Origin of the sequence: Segatella copri DSM 18205, from assembly GCF_025151535.1 — a bacterium.
Taxonomy (GTDB): domain Bacteria; phylum Bacteroidota; class Bacteroidia; order Bacteroidales; family Bacteroidaceae; genus Prevotella; species Prevotella copri.
This window is the reverse complement of the sequence record NZ_CP102288.1, coordinates 1,168,171-1,189,171: the sequence shown is the minus strand read 5'-3', so window position 1 is coordinate 1,189,171 and position 21,001 is coordinate 1,168,171. Positions and strand designations below refer to the sequence as shown.

Below are 21,001 nucleotides of genomic sequence, written 5' to 3'. Positions count from 1 at the left end.
TGTTCGTTTTAAAATCAGAAAATTATATTCCTGTAGTTTACCAAATTATTTTAGAATTATGTTTTCTGTTGCTTGTTTTAAATGAAAGATACAGTTCTGTTTATAGAGAGAATCTGTAGATTATTAGGGATTCAATTAAAACTGAAAATTGGAGGACATCGCATAGGATGCCCTCCAACCTATTTTTTCTTGTAAAAAATCAAGCCCTTTTTCAAATGGCTTTCTTTTAAACATAAGATTACTTCTCGATAGCTGCTACACCTGGCAATACCTTACCCTCGATAGCCTCGAGGAGAGCACCACCACCTGTAGAGATGTAAGATACCTGATCAGCCAAACCGAACTTGTTGATACAAGCTACAGAGTCACCACCACCGATGAGTGAGAATGCACCTTCCTTAGTAGCCTCTGCGATTGCGTCAGCAATAGCCTTAGAACCACCAGCGAAGTTGTCGAACTCGAATACACCTGCAGGACCGTTCCAAAGGATAGTCTTGGCACCCTTGATGGCAGCTGCGAAAGCCTTGCGAGTCTCAGGACCTGCGTCCATACCCTCCCAACCCTCAGGGATGTTGTTAGATGGGCAAACCTGAGTATTGCAGTCGTTCTTGAAGTCGTCACCGCAGATAGAGTCTGTGCCGAGTACGAGGTTTACACCGTTCTCCTTAGCCTTCTTGATTACGTCGAGAGCAACGTCGAGCTTGTCATCCTCGCAGATAGACATACCGATCTTGCCGCCGAGAGCCTTAGAGAATGTATAAGTCATACCACCGCAGAGAATCAGGTTGTCAACCTTAGTCAACAGGTTCTCGATGATACCAATCTTAGTAGAAACCTTAGAACCACCCATGATAGCTGTGAATGGGCGCTTGATGTTGCCAAGAACTGCGTCAACAGCCTTAACTTCCTTCTCCATCAAGAAGCCGAGCATCTTGTGATCCTTGTCGAAAGAATCAGCGATGACAGCTGTAGAAGCGTGCTTGCGGTGAGCTGTACCGAATGCGTCCATTACATATACGTCAGCGTAAGAAGCCAACTTAGCAGCGAACTTCTTCTGACGCTCCTTCATCTCAGCCTTAGCAGCATCGAATTCTGGAGTACCCTTCTCAACGCCAACTGGCTTGCCTTCCTCTTCTGGATAGAAGCGGAGGTTCTCGAGCAAGAGAGCCTCACCTGGCCTCAAGGCAGCTGCCTCAGCATCAGCGTTACCGCAGTCCTTAGCGAACTTAACGTCTACGCCGAGAGCGTCTGATACGTTCTTAACAATCTGAGAGAGAGAAAGCTCTGGTTTAACCTTGCCCTTTGGCTTACCCATGTGGCTCATCATGATGAGCGCGCCGCCGTCTGCAAGTACCTTCTTCAATGTAGGAAGGGCACCGCGGATACGAGTGTCGTCTGTTACATTACCATTTTCATCCAATGGCACGTTGAAGTCAACGCGCACGATTGCCTTGTGACCGGCAAAGTTAAAATCTTCAATTTTCATTTTACCAAATTTTATTTAGTTTATGTACTAATTTATTGTTCTAAACCTTTCTGCTGGTTTCAAAAACCGAAGGCAAAGATACAAATTATATTTGATTCAGCAAAATATAGTAGCGGTTTTTATGATTTTTAGTAGATGAAATCGTCTGTTTGCTATATCGGGTTTGCAAAATTCGTGTTTTGCGCTTCCTTCTGCCTGATTTGTTAAACAAAATGGAGAGAAATGAAATATATTCTTAACAAATTACTTTTTTTTTGGATTTTTCGATAATAAATAGTACCTTTGTGCGCAGTTAAAACGTTATTACATATAAATGAGATAAAATGGCGAAAGATAAGATTGCTTTTGTGTGCAGCAATTGCGGACAGGAAAGTGCCAAATGGATGGGCAAATGTCCTAGCTGCGGACAATGGAATACATTTAAGGAAATTCGTATTGCTGCTGATTCCGGATCGCAGGCTGCGAAGAATGCCGTAATGACCATGCGTCATGGTGGAGCTGCCACGATGTTTGGCGGGCAGCACAGCGAGCACGACGCTGCGCCGATGAAACTTCGCGATATTTCTGCGATTGATGAACCGCGCATCGATATGAGGGACGAGGAGCTGAACCGTGTGCTGGGTGGCGGAATGGTTCCTGGCAGCATTACGCTCCTGGGCGGTGAACCGGGAATCGGTAAGAGTACGCTCACCTTGCAGACTATTCTGAACATGACTGACCGCCGCATCCTGTATGTGAGCGGAGAGGAAAGTGCTCATCAGATTAAACTCCGTGCTGACCGGTTGGCTAAAGGACAGGCGATGCTCAGAGAGGGTTCTTCTGCAGACACTCTGAAAACGGCTTCTCTTTCATCAGAAGGAGCCTTTGATCATATTACGGTTCTCTGTGAAACGCAGTTGGAGAAAATCTTCAGTCATATTCAGGAAGTGGCTCCACAGCTGATAGTTATAGATTCTATCCAAACCATTGCTGCGGAAGAAGTAGACAGTTCGCCGGGTTCTGTTTCCCAAGTTCGCGAGTGTGCAGCCTCCCTGCTCCGATTTGCCAAGACGAGTGGCATTCCGGTTATTCTGATAGGACATATTAATAAGGAGGGAACGCTTGCCGGACCAAAGATTCTGGAGCACATCGTAGATACGGTGATTCAGTTTGAGGGCGACCAGCATTACATGTACCGCATCTTGAGAAGCATCAAAAACCGATTCGGAAGTACTTCTGAGTTGGGAATCTACGAGATGATGCAAGGCGGACTCCGACAGGTGAGCAATCCTTCGGAGTTGCTGCTTACTGAAGATCATGACGGGCTTTCGGGTGTTGCCATCAGTGCTGCCATTGAGGGTGTACGCCCGTTCCTGGTGGAAACGCAGGCTTTGGTTTCAACAGCAGCCTATGGAACTCCGCAGCGTTCGGCAACTGGTTTTGACCAGCGCCGTTTGAACATGCTCCTGGCGGTTCTAGAGAAACGTGTGGGGTTCAAGCTGATGCAGAAGGACGTGTTCCTGAATATTGCCGGAGGATTGAGAGTAACCGATCCTGCCATGGACTTGAGTGTGTTGGCAGCCGTATTGAGCAGCAATGTTGACACGCCTATCGAGCAAGGTTGGTGTATGGCAGGCGAGGTAGGTCTGAGCGGTGAAGTCCGTCCGGTGAGCCGCATCGAGCAGCGTATTGCTGAGGCTGAAAAACTGGGATTCCAGCACATCATCATCCCGAAGTACAACAATCATGGTTTCGACCATAAGAAATATAAGATAGAAATTCATCCCGTAAGGAAGGTGGAAGAAGCATTCCGCTGCCTGTTCGGGTGAAGTAAAAAGTAATCATACAGTTCAAAAATCAAAGTAAAATGAAGGATTCAGTAATCATTGTGAGCGGTGGCATGGATAGCATCACGTTGCTCTACGATAAGAAAGACGAGATTGCACTCGGCATTAGTTTTAACTATGGAAGTAATCATAACGAGCGTGAAATTCCTTTCGCCAAGATGCATTGTGAGCGTTTGGGAATCAAGCATATTACGATAGATTTGGGTTTCATGCATCAGTATTTCAAGAGCTCTCTTCTTGAAGGTGCCGATGCGATTCCTGAGGGGCATTATGCTGATGATAATATGAAGAGTACGGTGGTTCCTTTCCGTAATGGAATCATGCTGAGCATTGCCATCGGCATTGCTGAGAGTAATAATCTGAAGAAAGTTTTCATTGCTAACCATGGTGGCGATCATACGATTTACCCAGACTGCCGTCCGGAGTTTATCAAGGCGATAGATGAGGCTGCTGAAGCAGGTACGTTTGTTGATGTGCGCGTGGTGGCTCCTTATACGAATATTACCAAAGGGCAGATTGCTGAGATAGGTAAGAAGTTGGGCATTGACTATGCTGAAACCTGGAGCTGCTATAAGGGCGGTGAGAAGCATTGTGGCAAATGCGGAACCTGCGTTGAGCGCAAGGAGGCTTTGGCCGAGGCGGGTATTGAAGATACTACTGAGTATGAAGAATAAGGATGACGACGAATCAGGCGTTCTTCGTTCCCTATATATAATAAGGTGTAATCAGAATAAATATAATAAAAGAAAATGAAAACAGCGTTTTTATCTGCAGCGTTGATGCTTGCATCAACTGTTGCAATGGCTCAGAAGAGCAACTTCCAGTTGAAGGTGGATTTGAAGAATTTCAATTCCGATTCTGTACTTGTTTACAAGGGCAGAAATGTTAAGATGGATACGGTTTTGGTGAAGAATGGCAAGTTTACCTATTCTGCAAACCTTGATAAGGCAGCAGGATACGTTTTCCTCTCACCTGAAGCTTATCGTGGTGCAGGTCAGTTTATGTTCAACCTGCCTTGTGTTCCTGGCGAGAAGGCTGAAGTTAAGGGCGATGCAAAGACCCGCTTTGATATTTTGGGTTCTAAGTTCTATCAGCAGTATCATGAAGTAGATGTTCTGCTGGAGAATGCTAATAAGGAGTTGAGAGATTACGAAGCTTCCCTGAACCAGAGAATCAAGAATGGTGAGACCCAGCAGACCATCATGGCAGAGTATGAGCAGAAGGCTCCTGCCCTGCAAAAGGCAAAGGACGATAAGATATTCGATTTCGTAAAACAGCATCCTGATTATGAGGCTTGTGCTACTATCATAGAGCAGTTTGATGATGTCAGCAAGATGGAGAAACTGCTGGGCTTGCTCTCTGAAAATGTGAAGAACGGCAGAATGAAGGCTTTCTACCAGCCAATGATTGATATGGCTAAGAAGCGTGCTGAGGCTGAGGAGAAGGCTAAGAAGGTGCAGGCTGCCGGTGTTGAGGCTCCTGACTTCACGCTGAAGGATATTAAGGGAAATGATTTCAAGCTTTCCAGCCTTCGCGGCAAGATTGTAGTTCTCGACTTCTGGGGTTCATGGTGCGGATGGTGCATCAAGGGAATGCCTAAGATGAAGGAGTATTACGAGAAGTACAAGGGTAAGTTTGAAATTCTAGGTGTAGATTGTAATGATACAGAGGCTAAGTGGAAGGCTGCTGTTGAGAAGCACCAGTTGCCATGGATTCATGTTTACAATCCGAAGGACAGCAAGGTTCTCATCGACTACGCTGTTCAGGGCTTCCCTACAAAGATTGTGATTGATGCTAACGGTAAGATAATCAAGACCATCGTTGGTGAGGATCCTGCTTTCTACACATTGCTTGATGAAGTGTTGGGCAAGTAATGTTAACATAAAACAATGTCGCCCTGTAAGTGCAAAATTATATTTGCTCTTACAGGGCGATTTTTTGTTTTGTATTTTTTATTTCTTTTTCTTCTTCAATTCCAGTTTCGGAATCTTGATTTTCTGTCCGGCCTTTACGGTGCTTGTACCATTCAGGGCTTCTACGTAGCATTCCATGCCGGAACCTAAATAGCGGGTGCTGATCTGTTCGAGGGTCTGACCGGCGCCAACCGTAACGGTCTGGGCAACTCCTATGATTCGGTAAGCTCCCGTGCGTACGCGAGCATCCTTATCATACTGGGATGATGCTATTTTCGAAGTAGCCTTTTCTTCGGCTTTATCTTTAGCCTTTTCTTTTGCTTCTGCCTTAGCTTTTGCTTCAGTCTGCTTAGCTTTTTCAGCGCTAGCACTTTCCTCATCCGAATTTTCAGCCAGTTTTACTGCTTCTGCAGTTTTAGCCATACGGATGCTGTCTTCCATCGCTTTCTGGCGGAGTTTCTGTTCCTGAGAGAGTGGGGCGGCAGCTGGTTTGGCTGGGACTTTCTTGGCTGGAGCCTGATGATACTGGTTTAGCTGCATGGCTAGATGATCGCGCTGGGCAGTCATCTGACCATAGTTGAAGGCAAACCATCCCATTCCGCCAATCAAAGCTACTACGATGAGACAGACTGCTACGACCAGATAGCGAGGAATAACAATATGATGAGAATTGGAAGATTCTTCTTCCTCCTCTTCTTCTTCAGATTCATCTGATGCAGGTACTGCTGGTTCAACAACTGCTTTCAGGGCTTGCTGTTGCTGGGCTAATTCAAGCTTCTCTTGCTCCAGTCTTTCCTGCTCCAGTCTTTCTTGCTCAAGTCTTTCTTGTTCCAGTCTTTCCTGCTCAAGCCTTTCTTGCTCCAGTCTTTCCTGTTCCAGCCTTTCCTGCTCCAGCCTTTCCTGCTCTTGCTTTTCTTTTTGTATTCTTTCCTGCTCCAGTTGGGCTTGTTTTAATCTTTCCAGTTTAGCTTGTTCAATAGCAATTTGCTTTGCCAGTTCGTCTTCGTCTTCTTTTTCCTTTTCCTTTTCAGATCCGATTACGACAACCTCCGGATTTGGAGTTGCAGTTTTTTCTTCGTCCAGAAAATCGATTACTTGTGCAGGTGCATCTTCTGTCTGTTCTTCTCCAAACTTCTCATCTATTTCATCGAAATCTACGCCGTCATTTACCACCACCGTTTCAAATTGGGCGAATGGCTTGTTCACGATTTCTTTCAGGATGTTGTCAGGCGTGAAGGTGAGTTTGTCTCTGCCTTCAATGGTGAAGCGCTCGCCCGTGTTCACATTGATGCTTTCACGGTCTTTCGTGGCCTGTACCTTAAAGGTACCCAGCCATTTTATCTTCACCTGCTTGTCGGCATCGAGTCCCTGGTTGCACACATCAAACATCTTCCGGATGAAGAGTTCTGCTTCCACCTGGCTCAGACCGCTCTTATCAGCAAGCAGTTTTCCGAGTGTATTTAAACTGAATTTGCTCATTGCTCATCCCCTCCATTCTTTAGTTTTTCCTTGACCGAAGCAACCGGTCGGAAACCCAACACCAACTTAGGCGGCACCAGCTGGCGCTTCTTGGTAGTAGGATTAACCACCACTCGCTCCATGCGCTTCTTCACTTCGAAGGTGCCAAAATTGGGGATAGAGACAGCTTCTCCATCCTCAAACTCGGCAATCATAGCGTCTATCGCCTTGCGCACCAACTTCTGGGTGTCTTCCTGCGAATAGCCGGTTTGCTGAGCCAGTTCAGCGATGTATTCCTTATTGTTCATATTTATTTAATATGTAGTCAAAATTACTAAAACTCCAGGCCATGGGGGAGAGAATGATTATTTCACCACCTTGCCATAGAGGTCAAATTCCTCGCTTGCAGTAATTTCTACCTGATAGAAACAACCCACACGCAGACGCTTCTCGTCGGCACGGATCAGAACCTCAGGGTCTACTTCCGGAGAGCAGAACTCTGTTCGTCCGATGTAGTAATCGCCTTCCTTGCGGTCGATGATAACGGTCATGTTTTTGCCCACCTTATCAGCCTCAATCTCAGAGCTGATGTCTTGCTGCAGAATCATCAGTTCGTCCAGTCGGCGCTGTTTTACCTCGGCAGGCACGTTGTCTTCGTAGTGGGTGGCGCTGTAGGTTCCTTCTTCCTCAGAGTAGGCAAAGGCGCCCATGCGCTCAAATCTCTGTTCGCGTACAAAGTCGAGGAGTTCGTGGAAATCCTCATCTGTCTCGCCTGGGAAACCAACCATCAGCGTAGTGCGGATGTGAATGCCTGGCACGCGTTCGCGGATGGCCTTCAGCAGATTGATGGTTTCCTGCTTCGTTACGTGGCGATGCATGCTGGTGAGCATGTGGTCGCTGATGTGCTGGAGGGCAATGTCGAGATATTTGCATACGTTTGGCTTCTCGCGCATCACGTCCAGAAGATCCATTGGGAACTGGTTTGGATAAGCGTAATGCAGGCGAATCCATTTCACGCCCGGAATATCAGCCATCTCGCTGATGAGTTCGGTAATATGATGCTTGCCGTCAATATCTACACCATAGTAGGTGAGTTCCTGAGCGATAATCTGAAACTCCTTCACGCCTTCTGCCACCAGTTCGCGCACCTCCTGCAGAATCTCTTCCTTCGGACGGGAAACGTGCTTGCCGGTGATGATAGGAATGGCGCAGTAGGCACAGTGGCGGTTGCAGCCCTCAGCTATCTTGATGTAGGCATAATGGCGCGGAGTGGTGAGATGACGCTGGCCGTTGCAGGATGAAACTTCCGCCTTGCCGAGTTCCTGCAGAAGCTGCTTGTAGTTGAATTTGCCGTAGAACTTATCCACTTCGGGCATTTCTTCTTCCAGTTCCTTCTGGTAGCGCTGCGAGAGGCAGCCCATTACGTAGAGCTTTCTGAGTCGGCCTTCTTCCTTAGCCTGGATAAACTCCAGGATGGTGTCGATGCTTTCCTGCTTTGCATCCTCGATGAATCCGCACGTATTGATGACGGCTATCTCGCCCTGAGGGCGCTTGGAATCGTGAACGCAATGGTAGCCGTTTGCCTCAAACTGCTTCATCAGCAACTCGCTGTCTACGAGATTCTTCGAGCAGCCCAGGGTAATAATATCTATCTGATTTTTCTTCATTTTCTAATTTTTAAAGAGCGAGTCTACGAATTCTGTCTTGTTGAAAAGCTGCAGATCTTCCATACCTTCGCCCAGTCCGATGTATTTTACAGGCACCTTGAGCTGGTCGCTGATGCCGATGACAACACCGCCCTTAGCGGTTCCGTCGAGCTTGGTGATGGCGAGCGAGGAGATGTTGGTAACGGCAGAGAACTGTTTAGCCTGCTCGAATGCATTCTGTCCGGTACTTCCGTCGAGCACGAGCATTACCTCGTCTGGTGCTTCAGGCATTACCTTCTTCATCACTTCCTTTATTTTCTTGAGCTCATTCATCAGGTTCACCTTGTTGTGCAGTCGGCCTGCCGTATCGATGAGCACCACGTCGGCGCCGTTTGCCTTGGCGCTCTGCAGGGTGTCGAACGCCACGCTTGCCGGGTCGCTTCCCATCTGCTGTTTCACTACAGGCACACCCACGCGCTCGCCCCAGATGCAAATCTGCTCTACGGCAGCGGCACGGAAGGTGTCGGCAGCTCCCAGAACAACCTTCTTGCCAGCCTTCTTAAACTGGTAAGCCAGCTTGCCGATGGTGGTTGTCTTGCCCACGCCGTTTACGCCTACTACGAGGATAACGTAAGGCTTATGGTCGGCAGGAAGTTCCCAGTCTGCCAGGTCATCGCTGTGATTCTCGGAGAGGAGAATGGCGATTTCCTCGCGCAGAATGCGGTTGAGCTCGCTGGTTGAAACATATTTATCGCGGGCCACACGTTCTTCGATGCGGCGGATAATCTTGACCGTGGTTTCTACACCTACGTCTGAAGTGATGAGTACCTCTTCGAGATCGTCGAGCACATCATCATCGACGGTAGACTTTCCGGCAACGGCGCGCGCCAGTTTGCCGAACACACTCTCCTTGGTTTTTTCAAGTCCCTTATCGAGAGTTTCCTTCTTTTTGTTGCTGAATAATCCGAATAATCCCATAATCTTGTTTATATTTTTTGCAAAGATAACGCAAATGAGCGCAATGAAAGCTTGCTTTCAAATTGCTGAGTGCAGTTTATCTTCTGCAAAGATACTCATTTTTTTTTATTTTATGGCTTTTTCATTTGCTTTTTCGCCCTTTTCAAGAAAAAAAGTAAAGATTTAGAGGGTTTTATGTCATGACAGAAGGGTTTTCGCCGATAATGTGGGTTAATTAAGGTTTAATAAATAATGTTGTCTGCTACAAAAAACAATTCGCCCTGCAAAGGGCAGAAGCGATTCTGCTTCTGGACCCCTGCAGGGCGTTCTGTTTATTTCTTCATCATTTCCTTTACGGCTCTTTCGAGCTGGGTATCATGGCCATTGATGAAATCTTCCGGACTGTTGTAAACCTCGATGTCTGGGTTCAGCTGGGTGTTCTCGCCGAACACGCCACGCATGTCGCGGCAGCCTACCTGAGGAATACCGAATACCAGCGTGTTGTCCATCAGCGTTTCCCACCATACGGCTGTCATGGTTCCTGCTACAGGAGCACCGATCAGCTTGCCGATTCCGAGTTCCTTGTAAACCCATGGGAAACCGTGACCGTTGCTGTAATCGTTCTCGCAGATCATGACACAAGATGGCTTCACCCATTTGTTGAACGGATCGCGGCCAACTACCTTGCCGTGAGGTACAAACTCCTGATACTGCTTGCCGTTGAGCAGGGTGCAGAGATCATCGTGCAACCAGCCACCGCCATTATGGCGTTCGTCTACGATTACAGCGTCTCTGTTTCGGTTCTTGTCGCTCAGCAATTCGCTGTAAACGGTGCGGAAACTCTCCGAATTCATCGCCTTAACGTGAACATAAGCGATGCGTCCGCCTGAAATGCTGTCAACGAAAGCGCGGTTGCGGTCTACCCATCGCTTGTAGAGCAGGTTGTTGAGTTTGCCCTGAGAGATAGCCTTCACTGTAACCTCCATCTTCTTGCCCTTGGCGTTTCTGATGCCGAGTCGTACATTCTTGCCAACCTTTCCGTCGAGCAATGGGAAGTAGTCCATTCCGGCTTTAATCTCCTCGCCGTCGATGCTCTCAATGATGCAGCCGGCTGTAACGCCCGTATTCTTCACATCGAAAGGACCGCGCTTGATAATCTCCTGAATCTTCAGGCCGTCGCCCTGATACTGAGGGTCGAAGAATACTCCCAGATTGGCGGTGGTAAGCGCGCTGTTCGAAGCGTAGTAGCGGGCTCCTGTATGCGAGGCGTTCAGCTCGCCAAGCATTTCGCTCAACATCTCCTGGAAGTCGAAATTGTTGTTGATGTAAGGCAGGAACTTCTCATAGGTCTTGCGGTAACCTTCCCAGTCAACACCATGAATCTTAGGGTCGTAGAACTTGTCTTTCACCTGTCGCCATATGTGGTCGAAGAGATACTGGCGCTCCTCGGCTGGCTTATAGTTGAAGTTAGCCTCAAAGCTGATGTTCTTGGTGCTGAATCCGCTCAGATCCACCTTCTTGATGCTGCTTCCGTTGCAGATAAAAAGGTTCTTCACATCCTTGTCGGTCTGCAGGTTGCCCTGGCCTACGCCCTTCATCACGAGCTTGGTAGAGCCGTCCTTCAGGTCGTGCTGCCAGAGGTCGTAATCATCCTCGAAGGCTGCCTGGTAGTAGAGCTTGTCGCCGTCTTTAGAGAGCACAGCATCGCCCATGTGCGAAGAGTTTGCGGTGAGGCGTACGATTCTGTCGCGGCAGTTTTCGATGTCCAGCTCCAGTGGCTTCACTTTTTCCACCTCTATCTTTCCGGTCTTCTTCTGCTTTTCGTCAGCCTTCTTTTTAGCCTCTTCCTTCTTCTCGTCTTCCTTCTTCTCCTTTTCGTCCTTGTTGACGTCAGCCAGTTCTATCTCTTCCTTGCTCATGTTGAAGCGGTTGTAGGCGTCCAGGTCGAAGAACATGATGTAGGCATCGTCTTCTGCTCCCCAGCTTCCATGACTGCGGTAGCCGGCTCTGTCGCTCTGGAAGAGCATTGCCTTGCCGTCGAGCACCCATTTGCCGTTGCTGTCGCTGTAGCCGGAATTGGTCAGGTTGTGAACCTCTTTGCCGTCAGCCTTTACCAGCGCAATATCCTGGTTGTTCCAGCCGCCGTTGCCGATATAAGTAGAAAGAAGCCATTTGCTGTCTGGCGACCATTCGAAACCGATGTCTCCATCGCTGTAAGAGTAGACGTATTTGCCATCGAGCACGGTGCGGATTTCCTTCGATTTCAGATTGACGATGCGGAGTGCAGCGCGGTCTTCGAAGAAAGCTACTTCCTTGCCGTCAGGAGAGTATTGAGGATACTGCGATGTAATGCCTGTTTTCACCAGCTGCTCTTCCTCGATGTCGGTAGCGTAGGTGAAGTTCTTCTCTTTCTCGTTCTTGATTTTAGACTGGTAAATCTGCCATACGCCGTTGCGCTCGGCTGCATAGACCAGGGCTCTGCCGTCTGGCGAGAAACTCAGGTCGCGCTCCTGCTGCGGTGTGTCGGTAATGCGCTTGGTAGTGGTGTATTCTACAGAAGTTACGTATACGTCGCCATGCATCACGAAAGCCACTTCCTTGGCGTCTGGCGAAACGGAAATCTCTGTAGCTCCCCAGCTTTTAATCTGACGTACGAGGCTTGGAGCGTCATTATCCGTTGTAATGGAGATGTTCACCTTCTGAGGCTCTCCACCTTCTTTCACGGTGTAGATTTCGCCATCATATCCGTAGCAGAGCAGGTCGGTGCTGGATGCAGTGAGGAATCTTACCGGATTGCCTTTGTGGTGTGTTATCTGCTTGTCGCTTGAACTGTTGAGGCTGCGGCGGTAGATATTGAATGTGCCGTCCTGCTCGCTCAGATAGAAGAATGATTTCTCGTCTGATGTCCATACTGGCGAGCGGTCTTCGCCGGCAAAGGTAGTCTGCTTGGCAAACTTTCCGTTACTCTTCAGCCAGATGTCGCGTGCGATAGGTGATTTCTGGTGTTTGCGCCAAGGGTCTTCGTATCCCTTTTTGTCGTGGTAGAGAATGTCGCCGTTCTTGGCGATGCTGATATTCTCCATGGTGAGGGTAGAGAAGAGTTCCGGTCTTCCGCCCTTGGTGCTTACCTTATATACTTGTGGGAATGTGTTGTCGCCGAAGATGATGCTCTGGGCTGTAGGCTGCAGACTGGCTGAGTAGAGCACATGGTCGTTGTCTGCAAAGGCGATAGGTGTTTCGCTGCCGCTGTTGGTGGTGAGTCGGGTAGGAGCACCGCCTTTTGCATCGATTACAAAGATGTCAAGACTTCCTTCGCGGTTAGACTGGAAGGCAATTTTCTTGCTGTCAGGGCTCCATACAGGATGCGAATCGAAGGCTGCATGGGTTGTGAGCTGTCGTGCTTCACCGCCGTTGACAGAAACACTGTAGAGGTCGCCTTTATAAGCGAAGGCGATGGTAGTGCCATCGGGCGAGATGGCTGGGTAGCGCATCCAGAGCGGATGTTCTTCTGCGCTGGCAGAGAGTGCTGCCGAGAGCAGGGCTACTGAAAAGATTAACTTTTTCATTTGCGTATGTTTTATGTTTGAATATGCGTTATAAAAATCTCTTCTCTTTCGGGGCCAGAATACAGTTTCTTGCTCCTAACGGATGCAAAGGTAGTTATTTTTTGCGATATTTAAGCATAAAAAAAGAAAAAAGTGAGAAAAAGTTTGGTGTATTCAAAAAATATATGTACCTTTGCAGCCGCAAATAAGAAAAGTGGCTGATTGCGTTATTGGTTAGCTGGTTTGCGATTTGAAAAGTGTAGGTTCCGTAGCTCAGTTGGATTAGAGCAACAGCCTTCTAAGCTGTGGGTCTTGGGTTCGAACCCCAACGGAATCACTATAATAGTCAAAATGAAACTTATTTGTACAAAAATAGCGTGAGAGAACAATAGTAGTAAGTTACTTATTTATAGGTACTTATCTCTGTTGTTCTTTTTTTTGTTTTTAAATATATTTTATCACTTATTCCTCTTTTATGAACTCTTTTCGTAAATAGCTGTTAATCAATATGTTATGAATTTGACGTATTGGGAAATCATCCATGTGTGTTACAAATGTGTTATCAAAAAGCGCTAATGTGTTACCACAATAGAGAAGTTGAAATCCTTAATGACCGGAAATGACCGTGACCTTAATGACCGGAAAACGGCCCTAAACATTTATTTGTTTTTCTGATGAAACTCCTTCCTTGTCTTAGCCATAGCTTCCGTAGCCCTATCGTGGGTTTCGATCAGCAGTGGACTCTTGTGATATTGCACGATTTTGACTCCGACTGAGTTGTGCCTTTTCTTTTCCTTGATGCATTGAACAATCAAGTCCGGATTGGCTCTCGCCTTCCTCCCTCGCGACTCGGCAGAGACTGCAAGCGAGCTTGCATCTTTGTTCTCGCTGCTCGTTCTGTTTGCTGATTTAGCCGTTGGAGCTTTGTCAAAGTTCTGAATATAGGCAGCGTTGGTCAGGAAGAGAATGTCGGAACCTTCCGGTATTTCCTGCATTACCTTCACCATGAGGGTAAGCATCATGCGGAACTCTGTGGTGTGCAGGTCGCTGATTACATCACGACTGATGAGATTGCCGTTATGCTCAATTACAACGGCAGCACCACCAGCTCGCTCTTTATGCCCATAATCACATGAGCCGCCTATCCAAACGTAATATGTAGAAGTATCTTGTGTCATAATTATTCTGTAGGTTTCACCACAGTTCTCCACTCCATAAACTGCTTGGTTGTTTCTCCGCTATGTATCCAAGTTATGGCATTTCCACGCCATTGTTTAACTTTACCTTCTTCATAATTGTAAAATATTATGGTTGTTATTTTATCTTGTTATATTCCTCATCGCTCACAGCCTCCTGCCACTCGTTGGATGTGTTCTCGCCAGGTATTTCAAAGGCGAGGTGGGCAAACCAGCTGTCTTTTGCGGCACCATGCCAATGCTTCACGTTGGCAGGAATATGGATGACTGTGCCGGGGAGGATTTCCTGCGCAGGCTTTCCTTCCTCCTGATACCAGCCACGTCCGGCTACACCTACCAGCATTTGTCCGCCGCCCTTTGTGGCGTGGTGCGTATGCCAGTTGTTACGGCAACCAGGCTCAAAGGTAACGTTGAAGAAAGGTATCTGACTGTCAGATATTTGTGCCAGATAACTGTTGCCTTTGAAGTATTTGGCGTAAGCTATGTTGGGTTCGCCAACAGGGAATATCATCTCGCGCTGGAAAGCAGCCTTGGCGTCTTCGCCTTTCACGTCCTCGTTCCATACCTCCTTTGCCAGATTGAAGGCAGCCCAGGCCTTTGGCCAACCTGCGTAGAAGGCGATGTGAGTAATAATCTCTGCCGCTTCAGTGCGGGTAATTCCGTTATTCTTTGCCGACTGCAAGTGATATTTCAGCGAGCTGTCGGTGATTCCTTGGCTGATGAGCGAAGTGATTGTTACCAAACTGCGGTCGCGCAATGAAAGCAGGTCATTGCGGCTCCATACTTCTCCAAAGAGGATGTCGTCGTTGAGGTGAGCGAACTCTGGGGTAAACTCACCCAACTGGGTGCGCCCTGCTGTCTGTACTATTTTCTTCATTGTATCATTTTTTTTTAATCTTCTCCATATTTTCAAATTCTTCTCCAGAAAACATCTTCGATGTAAAAAATATCAGTTATTCTATATATGCTTCATTATATTTAAGCAGTTTTGCGGTACTCGCTTGGAGTCTTTCCCGTCTGTGCCTTGAAAAAGCGGACGAAGTGCTGAGAATATTCAAAGCCGAGGCGCTGGCTGACTTGCATAATGGTTAAGGTTTCATCTACAAGTAGTTGACGGGCTGCAGAAAGCAGTCGGTCGTTGATCAGACTCTTTGCGGTTTTGCCAGTCTCTGTCTTGACTAATTCACCGAAATATTTGGTAGAATAGCAGCATTTGTCGGCAAAGTAGGCTACGGTAGGCAGCCCTTCATGCTCCGCTTTCCGGGCAATGTATTCATCGAGCAGAGAGATGAACTTCTTTACCACCGAATGATTTATCTCCTCGCGTGTGATAAACTGTCGGTCGTAGAAGCGCAGGCAGTAGTTCAGCAGCAACTCGATGTTTGAAACGATGAGTTCACGCGAATGTCTATCTATAGGATGCTCGAGTTCCTGCTTAATCATTGAGAGCACATCACGGAAGATGTTTACCTCGGCAGCGGATAGATGTAGAGCTTCGTTGCTTGTATAGTCGAAGAACTCATAGCGGGAGATGTTCTTGCCAAGCTGGGTGCGATTGAGCAACTCGGGATGGAAAGCCAATACCGTATATTTGGCAAGCGGTACTCCAGGAATGGGTTCAACCTTAATCGACTGTCCTGGAGCAAACGAGGTTACGGTCATCTCGTCAAAATCATATTCTGTTCTGCCGTATGACAATTTGCAGCCCTTGTTTTCCTTCAGGAAGAGGGCGTAAAGTCCGTAATGGTGCACAGCCTCCTGTATAGGAGAGGTGTTCTCTACACGTGCAATGCTTACCAGAGGATGAAGCGTTTTCACCCCAATGTAGTCGTTGAACTCCTGTATTGTATTAAAGAATAATTCCTTCATAATCCTATTCATTTTAAATTTTTGCAAAGATAATGCAAATGAGCGCAATGAAAGCTTGCTTTCAAATTGCCGAGTGCAGTTTATCTTCTGCAAAGATACGCACATTCTCCAAAAGAGCTTATACCTGGTTTTCGGAAGTTATTACCTTTATCGGAGATTTTTATCCTTTGTACTTAAATACTTTAACCATATCCTTGTCGCCATCTACGAGCTGGCTACATTTATTCAACATACCTGTATCGGCAAAACCGCATTTCTCCATGACTCTTCCTGATGCAGGATTGCCTATGAAATGGTCTGCCCAGATGTTTTCGAAATGCTTTACTTGGATGCAGTAGTCAAGCATCAGCTTCAAGGCTTCGGTGCAGATTCCCTTGTTCCAATAAGGCTTTCCTACCCAGTAACCCACCTCACAGTCGTTTTCTCCGATAGGGATGTTGCTGGTTTCATGGGTGTAGTAGCCGATGCAGCCGATAGCCTCGCCAGTCTCTTTCAACACAATCGCCCATGTCGTTTCATTATGGAAGAATGTCCGGATTATCTCCCGACTTTCCTCAACAGACTTATGCGTCGGCCATCCTGCACGAGGTCCAACGTCAGGGTCGGAGGCGTACTTGAAGAGTGCCTCTGCATCAGATTCCTCCCAATAGCGAAGTAAAATTCTTTCTGTTTCCATCAGTTTATATCAATGTTTTGCTGTCTATTTATTATGTATGCTTACCCCAGCCAATCGGTAAAGATAAGTATACATTCGTGCACCTTCTCAAAGAATCTTCCTATCCGTTGCTTAATGCCCTTCTAATAAATCCCATTCATTGTATTACTCATATGCTTCGTTCTTTAATTTGAATTTCTTGTGCATTGTCTTATGGTGCCAGACTTTCATTCTCATCCATGCCTCGATGCTGCAAAAATACAAAAAATATTCAGAAAAGTGATTATATGGATGGATTTTGTTTGCAGGGCGAACTTGATTTAACCTTATTTATAAGCTAGAGAGGCATTGAGGGACAACTTGGGGACATCTTGAATAAACGGAAATCCTTAATGACCGGAAAAACGCCCCTAATCATTATAGTTAAACTTTGTGAAATTCTTGCTCATTTCTTGCAAAAGTGTGCAGAAATAGAGACTTTTCGAAAATTATTACATTGGGATTATCGTATTATAGAAATATAAGGAGCACATGAAAAAGATGCTTCTTATGATATTGTAGAACTTAAAATACATAATGAACAATGAACAAAGAACAGAAACGCAAGGTGCAACTGCAACAGAGAACACTCAACGAGTCGTTGACATTCCAAACTATGTTTGGTGCAAAGCAGAAATTCGATTCCCTGACACCTGAAATCGAAACCCGAATAAAAGAGGAGTTGCTGGTATTTGCAAACTTGGGTATTGCTAAGGACCTAATGACATTGAGAGATGTAATGGATAAAGTAAAAGAGCAGTTAGGATACAGTGCTGAGCCTTCCAAGGGAATATTGGCAGGCAGCTATGTGGCATACTGCCTTGGGCTTGAACCTAGCAACCCAATGGTGACAGGCAAGGAAATCGAACCAAAAGATTTTCAAGTAACTCTTCCTTTAGGTCTCACCATCTGCTATGACAACGAGATTAGAAATGAGGTAGTGAACTGGATGAAGGAGCACGGCTGTGAGTTTACCACCTATATGTCTCAGCCGATGCTGAAATTGGAGAATACGAGAGTCATTATACGAAGAGTATTGAAGTGAAATCAATGATAAGCAATATTGAAATAATAAAGGGTCTGGTGAGGGAGTTTTATCAGACCCGTATGGTGGTAAGCATTGATAATGATGACTTTGAGTCCTTCTTTCTTACAAAAGGCAAACTTGTAGCCTTTGATTGTGAGGAGTTTGATTTATGGAATAAGCCATATAAATTGGTTTGCAAAATAACGCAAGATAAGCTTGAATCCTTGTGTGGGGGGCGTAAGATAGCTCGTGTACTCTTTCTTGTCTTCCAGCCAACTGGCCATGAATTGCAAATGACAGATATGGAAAGTTTGCATCTGGTAAGTGAGTCCTTTGAAACTGTAACGTGGGGAATAGGCTCTTGGCATGAGGATTCTGTGAGATTAGTAACCTTAGTTGAAGTTGTATCCCAATGAATATACATAAATATCAAATAAAAAAGATGGATTTAAGACAATATTTCTAATAAGTATACGTTTTTCTAATAAAACAATAAAATTGAATGACGATGGCAAGATTTCAAACATATCTAAAAGATAACGATGTTGTAGTTACTATTCATCGTGGAATAGACCAAATAGGTGGATGTATTACTGAAATATCCACGAAGACTTCTCGGGTCTTTGTGGATTTCGGTCAGAACTTGCCTGGTTGTACTGTTCCTACTACACCTGAGCAAGATAAAGCTTTGGTGCGTGACATCTTTGCGCAAAATGTTAAGCAGCACCAAGCGGTGGTATATACTCATGCCCATGAAGATCATGTCGGCTTGTTTGACCTAATTCCTTGCGATGTGCCTCAATATTTAGGAGTGGGAGGTCAAGAACTAATGCTTGCGAAGTATGACCTGTTGAAAATAGCTCATGAGCAAGAATGGAAAGATTCGGAAGAAAAAAGTAAGATATTGATAGATGATGAGCAGAAAATAAGTAAGATAAAAGATTTTCATGTATGGGAGCGTACGGCACCGCATACTCGGCCAAAATCTTTTATGATAGGGGATATCCGTATCACTCCTTTTTTTAATAGCCATAGCATCTATGACTCCTATATGTTTCTTATCGAAGCTGACGGAAAACGCATTTGGCATACTGGTGATTATCGTGACCATGCCTATCTTGGCAAAGGATTATATCCTACGCTTCATAGATATGCTTCTAATATAGACTTGCTTATCACAGAAGGAACCACACTGAAGCGTGGAGACCTTTGTATTCAAGAAAGTGAGGTGTCTAGACGTATGGCTTGTGTGATGAGTGCTTTCAAGTATGTGATAGTCTTGGTTTCTGCCACGGATATCGAGAGATTGGCTAGTGTGAAAACGGCAGCTCTCAAAGCTCGTAAGGGACTATACTACACTGGTGGAATGATGGGCAGAGCGATGCGAATCTTTACACATCGAGAAGCAAAATCTTCAAAGGGCTTGTTTGCTTTTCACTTTAAGTATGTGGGGGAGGATGATCCTAAACTCGGGGAGATGCAAAAGAAAGGCTTTGTCTTGGTAACAGGGGCTAGCCATTTGGATTTTGTGAAGAAAATGTGTCAAGGATTATCTTCGTCAGAGGTTCTTCTCATCTATTCTGCTTGGGATGGTTATTACAAAGACCCATTGCAAGTAAAGCAAAATCCTGCTTACAGAGACTTTCGAGAGGCGTTTCCCAATGTGGTGGATATTCATACCTCAGGACATGCTTCGAGAGAGTGCATCAAGAAAGTTATTGATATTGTTAAACCCAAGGAGGTCATCTGCATCCACAAGGAGGCAGGGGCTGAATTATAAACTTCATAATTATGACAGACAAAGAACGTATAGAAGAAATTATTAAAGACACTTTTGATGTTATCCAAAAAGTGTATCATACGCAAAGAGAAGGGGATGGAAATCATAAAGATTTTTGTAAATCGCAATCAAGAATTATCTTCCCCAAATACAGTGAGCAATATCGTGATAGTGAAACTCGCATCAGCGAGCAAGAGTTGAGATTTATATTTGTTGAGCAATTCAACAAGTATTGTGAAGCTAATCAGTGGAATGCATATTATTCTGTGGAAACCCCAACTGAAGAAAAATATGTTTTTAGTAAAGAGCATATAAAAGTTGTCCCATACAAAGCTGATGGAAAAGAAAAAACGGGACAGTCAGCCATGATAGACCTCAGTATCCACAATGATAAATTCGACAGAATTGCTCTTATCGAATTCAAGGCTCTAAACCCAGAAGAGTCTGCCTTCGCCAAAGACTTCTGCAAGTTGAGTAATGAGCCTACTTGCCTAACCTTCTTTATCATGATAGTAAAAAGCCATGACAATGGAACTATCACAAATATCCATAAAAAAATTGAGTCAAAAGGCGCTGAAACAGAGTTTTATTGTTTTGACTTAGAAAAAGGAGAAGACATCTCTAAGAAAATAATAGATGGAATTTCCTCTTCCGAAAATAAATGAAGATACTTCATATTTCCGACACTCACAGCCATCATCGTCAGCTGCAGGATCTTCCTGCAGCTGACGTGATAGTCCATTCCGGTGACTTCACGATGGCAGGAACAGAAGCCGAAGTTATCGACTTTATGGAATGGTTCTGTGCCTTGCCATACAAACACAAAGTTTTCATTGCAGGAAACCATGACGACTGTCTTTTCGGAGCCGATATCAATGGCTTGCCCGAAAACTGCCATTATCTTTATGGTAACGGTGTAACGATAGAAGGCATAAAGTTCTTCGGCATCCCGATGTTCGTGGAAGATGATATAAGTGGTAACTATACCAAAATGTTGGAGAACATTCCTTCCAATATCGACGTGCTTATCACTCATCAGCCACCCTATCTCATTATGGATGAAAGTGCAGGTTTACATTATGGCAGCAGAACATTGCTAGATGCAGTTAAACGCATCAAGCCGGAGGCTCATCTCTTCGGGCACATTCATAATGCCTATGGGATGAGCGAATGCAGCACTGTGTTGTTTTCCAATGCCTCGATTGTTACTGAGAATTATGAGTTTTGTAATCAACCAAATATGATCAATTTATGATTATTCCAAGAAATGACAAGCCTTACTTTTACCCTCCCTTTTTTGACATTTCATGTTTCTGGCAAGAAAGCACTGGGCTTAGTCATAAGATCAGAGTTTATATTCCTTTTGAAACAACTATGACTTTCACGCCCTTTCTGGGTGTAATGGTTAACCGAAAGCAATTTGAATATTTTACGATAGAGGATAATCCGATGAGAAAACCTAATGCAAAGTTGCTTTCTGATGAAGATGCAGAGAGTGTGATTGCTTGGATAAAATTAAATCGTGTAGCTTTGCTCCAGCATTGGTACCAAGAGATTGGTACGGACACCCTTTGCTTCAGTTTGAAGAAAATTTGAAAAAATCG

General features: G+C 45.5%; 19 protein-coding genes and 1 tRNA gene. 10 read left to right on the top strand and 10 right to left on the bottom strand.

Features of this window, described 5'->3' with window-relative positions; genetic code table 11:
• Positions 1–238: 238 nt before the first annotated feature.
• Positions 239–1,486 carry a phosphoglycerate kinase gene (locus NQ544_RS04900; RefSeq protein WP_006846474.1) on the bottom strand — a complete coding sequence of 416 codons (1,248 nt, stop codon included), beginning with the start codon at positions 1,484–1,486 and terminating at the stop codon, positions 239–241.
• A 323-nt stretch (positions 1,487–1,809) separates the two neighbouring features.
• Here NQ544_RS04900 and radA point away from each other — a divergent pair, with 323 nt between their 5' ends.
• The 3 genes from radA to NQ544_RS04885 all read left to right on the top strand — a co-directional run bounded on the left by radA (position 1,810) and on the right by NQ544_RS04885 (position 5,186).
• Positions 1,810–3,294: a DNA repair protein RadA gene (radA, locus tag NQ544_RS04895; protein ID WP_006846475.1), complete on the top strand. Its 1,485-nt coding sequence runs from the start codon at positions 1,810–1,812 to the stop codon at positions 3,292–3,294.
• Positions 3,295–3,332: 38 nt separating this feature from the next.
• Positions 3,333–3,986: a 7-cyano-7-deazaguanine synthase QueC gene (gene queC, locus NQ544_RS04890; protein ID WP_006846476.1), complete on the top strand. Its 654-nt coding sequence runs from the start codon at positions 3,333–3,335 to the stop codon at positions 3,984–3,986.
• Between the two features lie 75 nt (positions 3,987–4,061).
• Positions 4,062–5,186 carry a TlpA disulfide reductase family protein gene (locus NQ544_RS04885; RefSeq protein ID WP_006846477.1) on the top strand — a complete coding sequence of 375 codons (1,125 nt, stop codon included), beginning with the start codon at positions 4,062–4,064 and terminating at the stop codon, positions 5,184–5,186.
• A gap of 78 nt (positions 5,187–5,264) precedes the next feature.
• On the opposite strand, the gene NQ544_RS04880 is transcribed toward NQ544_RS04885, so the two are convergent.
• From NQ544_RS04880 to NQ544_RS04860, 5 genes are all read right to left on the bottom strand, one after another.
• Positions 5,265–6,704 carry an HU family DNA-binding protein gene (locus NQ544_RS04880; protein WP_006846478.1) on the bottom strand — a complete coding sequence of 480 codons (1,440 nt, stop codon included), beginning with the start codon at positions 6,702–6,704 and terminating at the stop codon, positions 5,265–5,267.
• The gene (locus NQ544_RS04875) at positions 6,701–6,991 is read right to left on the bottom strand and encodes an HU family DNA-binding protein (protein ID WP_006846479.1); all 291 of its coding nucleotides are present in this window, start codon (positions 6,989–6,991) and stop codon (positions 6,701–6,703) included. The genes NQ544_RS04880 and NQ544_RS04875 overlap by 4 nt, the downstream gene beginning before the upstream one ends.
• Positions 6,992–7,048: 57 nt before the next feature.
• Entirely contained in the window at positions 7,049–8,350 is a 1,302-nt protein-coding gene (gene rimO / locus NQ544_RS04870; RefSeq protein ID WP_006846480.1) for a 30S ribosomal protein S12 methylthiotransferase RimO, read from the bottom strand.
• A gap of 3 nt (positions 8,351–8,353) precedes the next feature.
• Positions 8,354–9,307 (bottom strand): signal recognition particle-docking protein FtsY, encoded by a 954-nt coding sequence (gene ftsY / locus NQ544_RS04865; RefSeq protein WP_006846481.1) that lies wholly within the window; start codon positions 9,305–9,307, stop codon positions 8,354–8,356.
• 311 nt (positions 9,308–9,618) lie between these two features.
• A complete protein-coding gene (locus NQ544_RS04860) occupies positions 9,619–12,852 on the bottom strand; it encodes a S41 family peptidase (RefSeq protein WP_006846483.1) in 3,234 nt (1,077 codons plus the stop codon).
• Positions 12,853–13,093: 241 nt separating this feature from the next.
• On the opposite strand from NQ544_RS04860, the gene NQ544_RS04855 reads away from it, so the two are divergent.
• Positions 13,094–13,168 (top strand) — tRNA-Arg (locus tag NQ544_RS04855).
• A 322-nt stretch (positions 13,169–13,490) separates the two neighbouring features.
• Here NQ544_RS04855 and NQ544_RS04850 read toward each other — a convergent pair.
• The 4 genes from NQ544_RS04850 to NQ544_RS04835 form a co-directional block, all read right to left on the bottom strand.
• Positions 13,491–14,009, bottom strand: a complete 519-nt coding sequence (locus NQ544_RS04850; protein WP_006846485.1) for a hypothetical protein — start codon at positions 14,007–14,009, stop codon at positions 13,491–13,493.
• Positions 14,010–14,145: 136 nt separating this feature from the next.
• A complete protein-coding gene (locus tag NQ544_RS04845; RefSeq protein WP_006846486.1) occupies positions 14,146–14,904 on the bottom strand; it encodes a carboxymuconolactone decarboxylase family protein in 759 nt (252 codons plus the stop codon).
• A 101-nt stretch (positions 14,905–15,005) separates the two neighbouring features.
• A complete protein-coding gene (locus NQ544_RS04840; RefSeq protein ID WP_050758572.1) occupies positions 15,006–15,896 on the bottom strand; it encodes a helix-turn-helix domain-containing protein in 891 nt (296 codons plus the stop codon).
• A 160-nt stretch (positions 15,897–16,056) separates the two neighbouring features.
• Positions 16,057–16,572 carry a GNAT family N-acetyltransferase gene (locus tag NQ544_RS04835; RefSeq protein ID WP_006846488.1) on the bottom strand — a complete coding sequence of 172 codons (516 nt, stop codon included), beginning with the start codon at positions 16,570–16,572 and terminating at the stop codon, positions 16,057–16,059.
• Between the two features lie 562 nt (positions 16,573–17,134).
• Here NQ544_RS04835 and NQ544_RS04830 point away from each other — a divergent pair.
• From NQ544_RS04830 to NQ544_RS04805, 6 genes are all read left to right on the top strand, one after another.
• Positions 17,135–17,635: a hypothetical protein gene (locus NQ544_RS04830; RefSeq protein ID WP_006846490.1), complete on the top strand. Its 501-nt coding sequence runs from the start codon at positions 17,135–17,137 to the stop codon at positions 17,633–17,635.
• Between the two features lie 5 nt (positions 17,636–17,640).
• Positions 17,641–18,033, top strand: a complete 393-nt coding sequence (locus NQ544_RS04825) for a hypothetical protein (protein ID WP_006846491.1) — start codon at positions 17,641–17,643, stop codon at positions 18,031–18,033.
• A 92-nt stretch (positions 18,034–18,125) separates the two neighbouring features.
• Positions 18,126–19,397 (top strand): MBL fold metallo-hydrolase, encoded by a 1,272-nt coding sequence (locus NQ544_RS04820; RefSeq protein ID WP_153134088.1) that lies wholly within the window; start codon positions 18,126–18,128, stop codon positions 19,395–19,397.
• Between the two features lie 11 nt (positions 19,398–19,408).
• A complete protein-coding gene (locus NQ544_RS04815; protein WP_006846493.1) occupies positions 19,409–20,062 on the top strand; it encodes a hypothetical protein in 654 nt (217 codons plus the stop codon).
• Positions 20,059–20,652, top strand: coding sequence for a metallophosphatase domain-containing protein (locus NQ544_RS04810; protein WP_006846494.1), 594 nt, complete (start codon positions 20,059–20,061; stop codon positions 20,650–20,652). The genes NQ544_RS04815 and NQ544_RS04810 overlap by 4 nt, the downstream gene beginning before the upstream one ends.
• Positions 20,649–20,993, top strand: coding sequence for a hypothetical protein (locus NQ544_RS04805; protein WP_006846495.1), 345 nt, complete (start codon positions 20,649–20,651; stop codon positions 20,991–20,993). Before NQ544_RS04810 ends, NQ544_RS04805 begins: the two co-directional genes overlap by 4 nt.
• Positions 20,994–21,001: the final 8 nt, after the last annotated feature.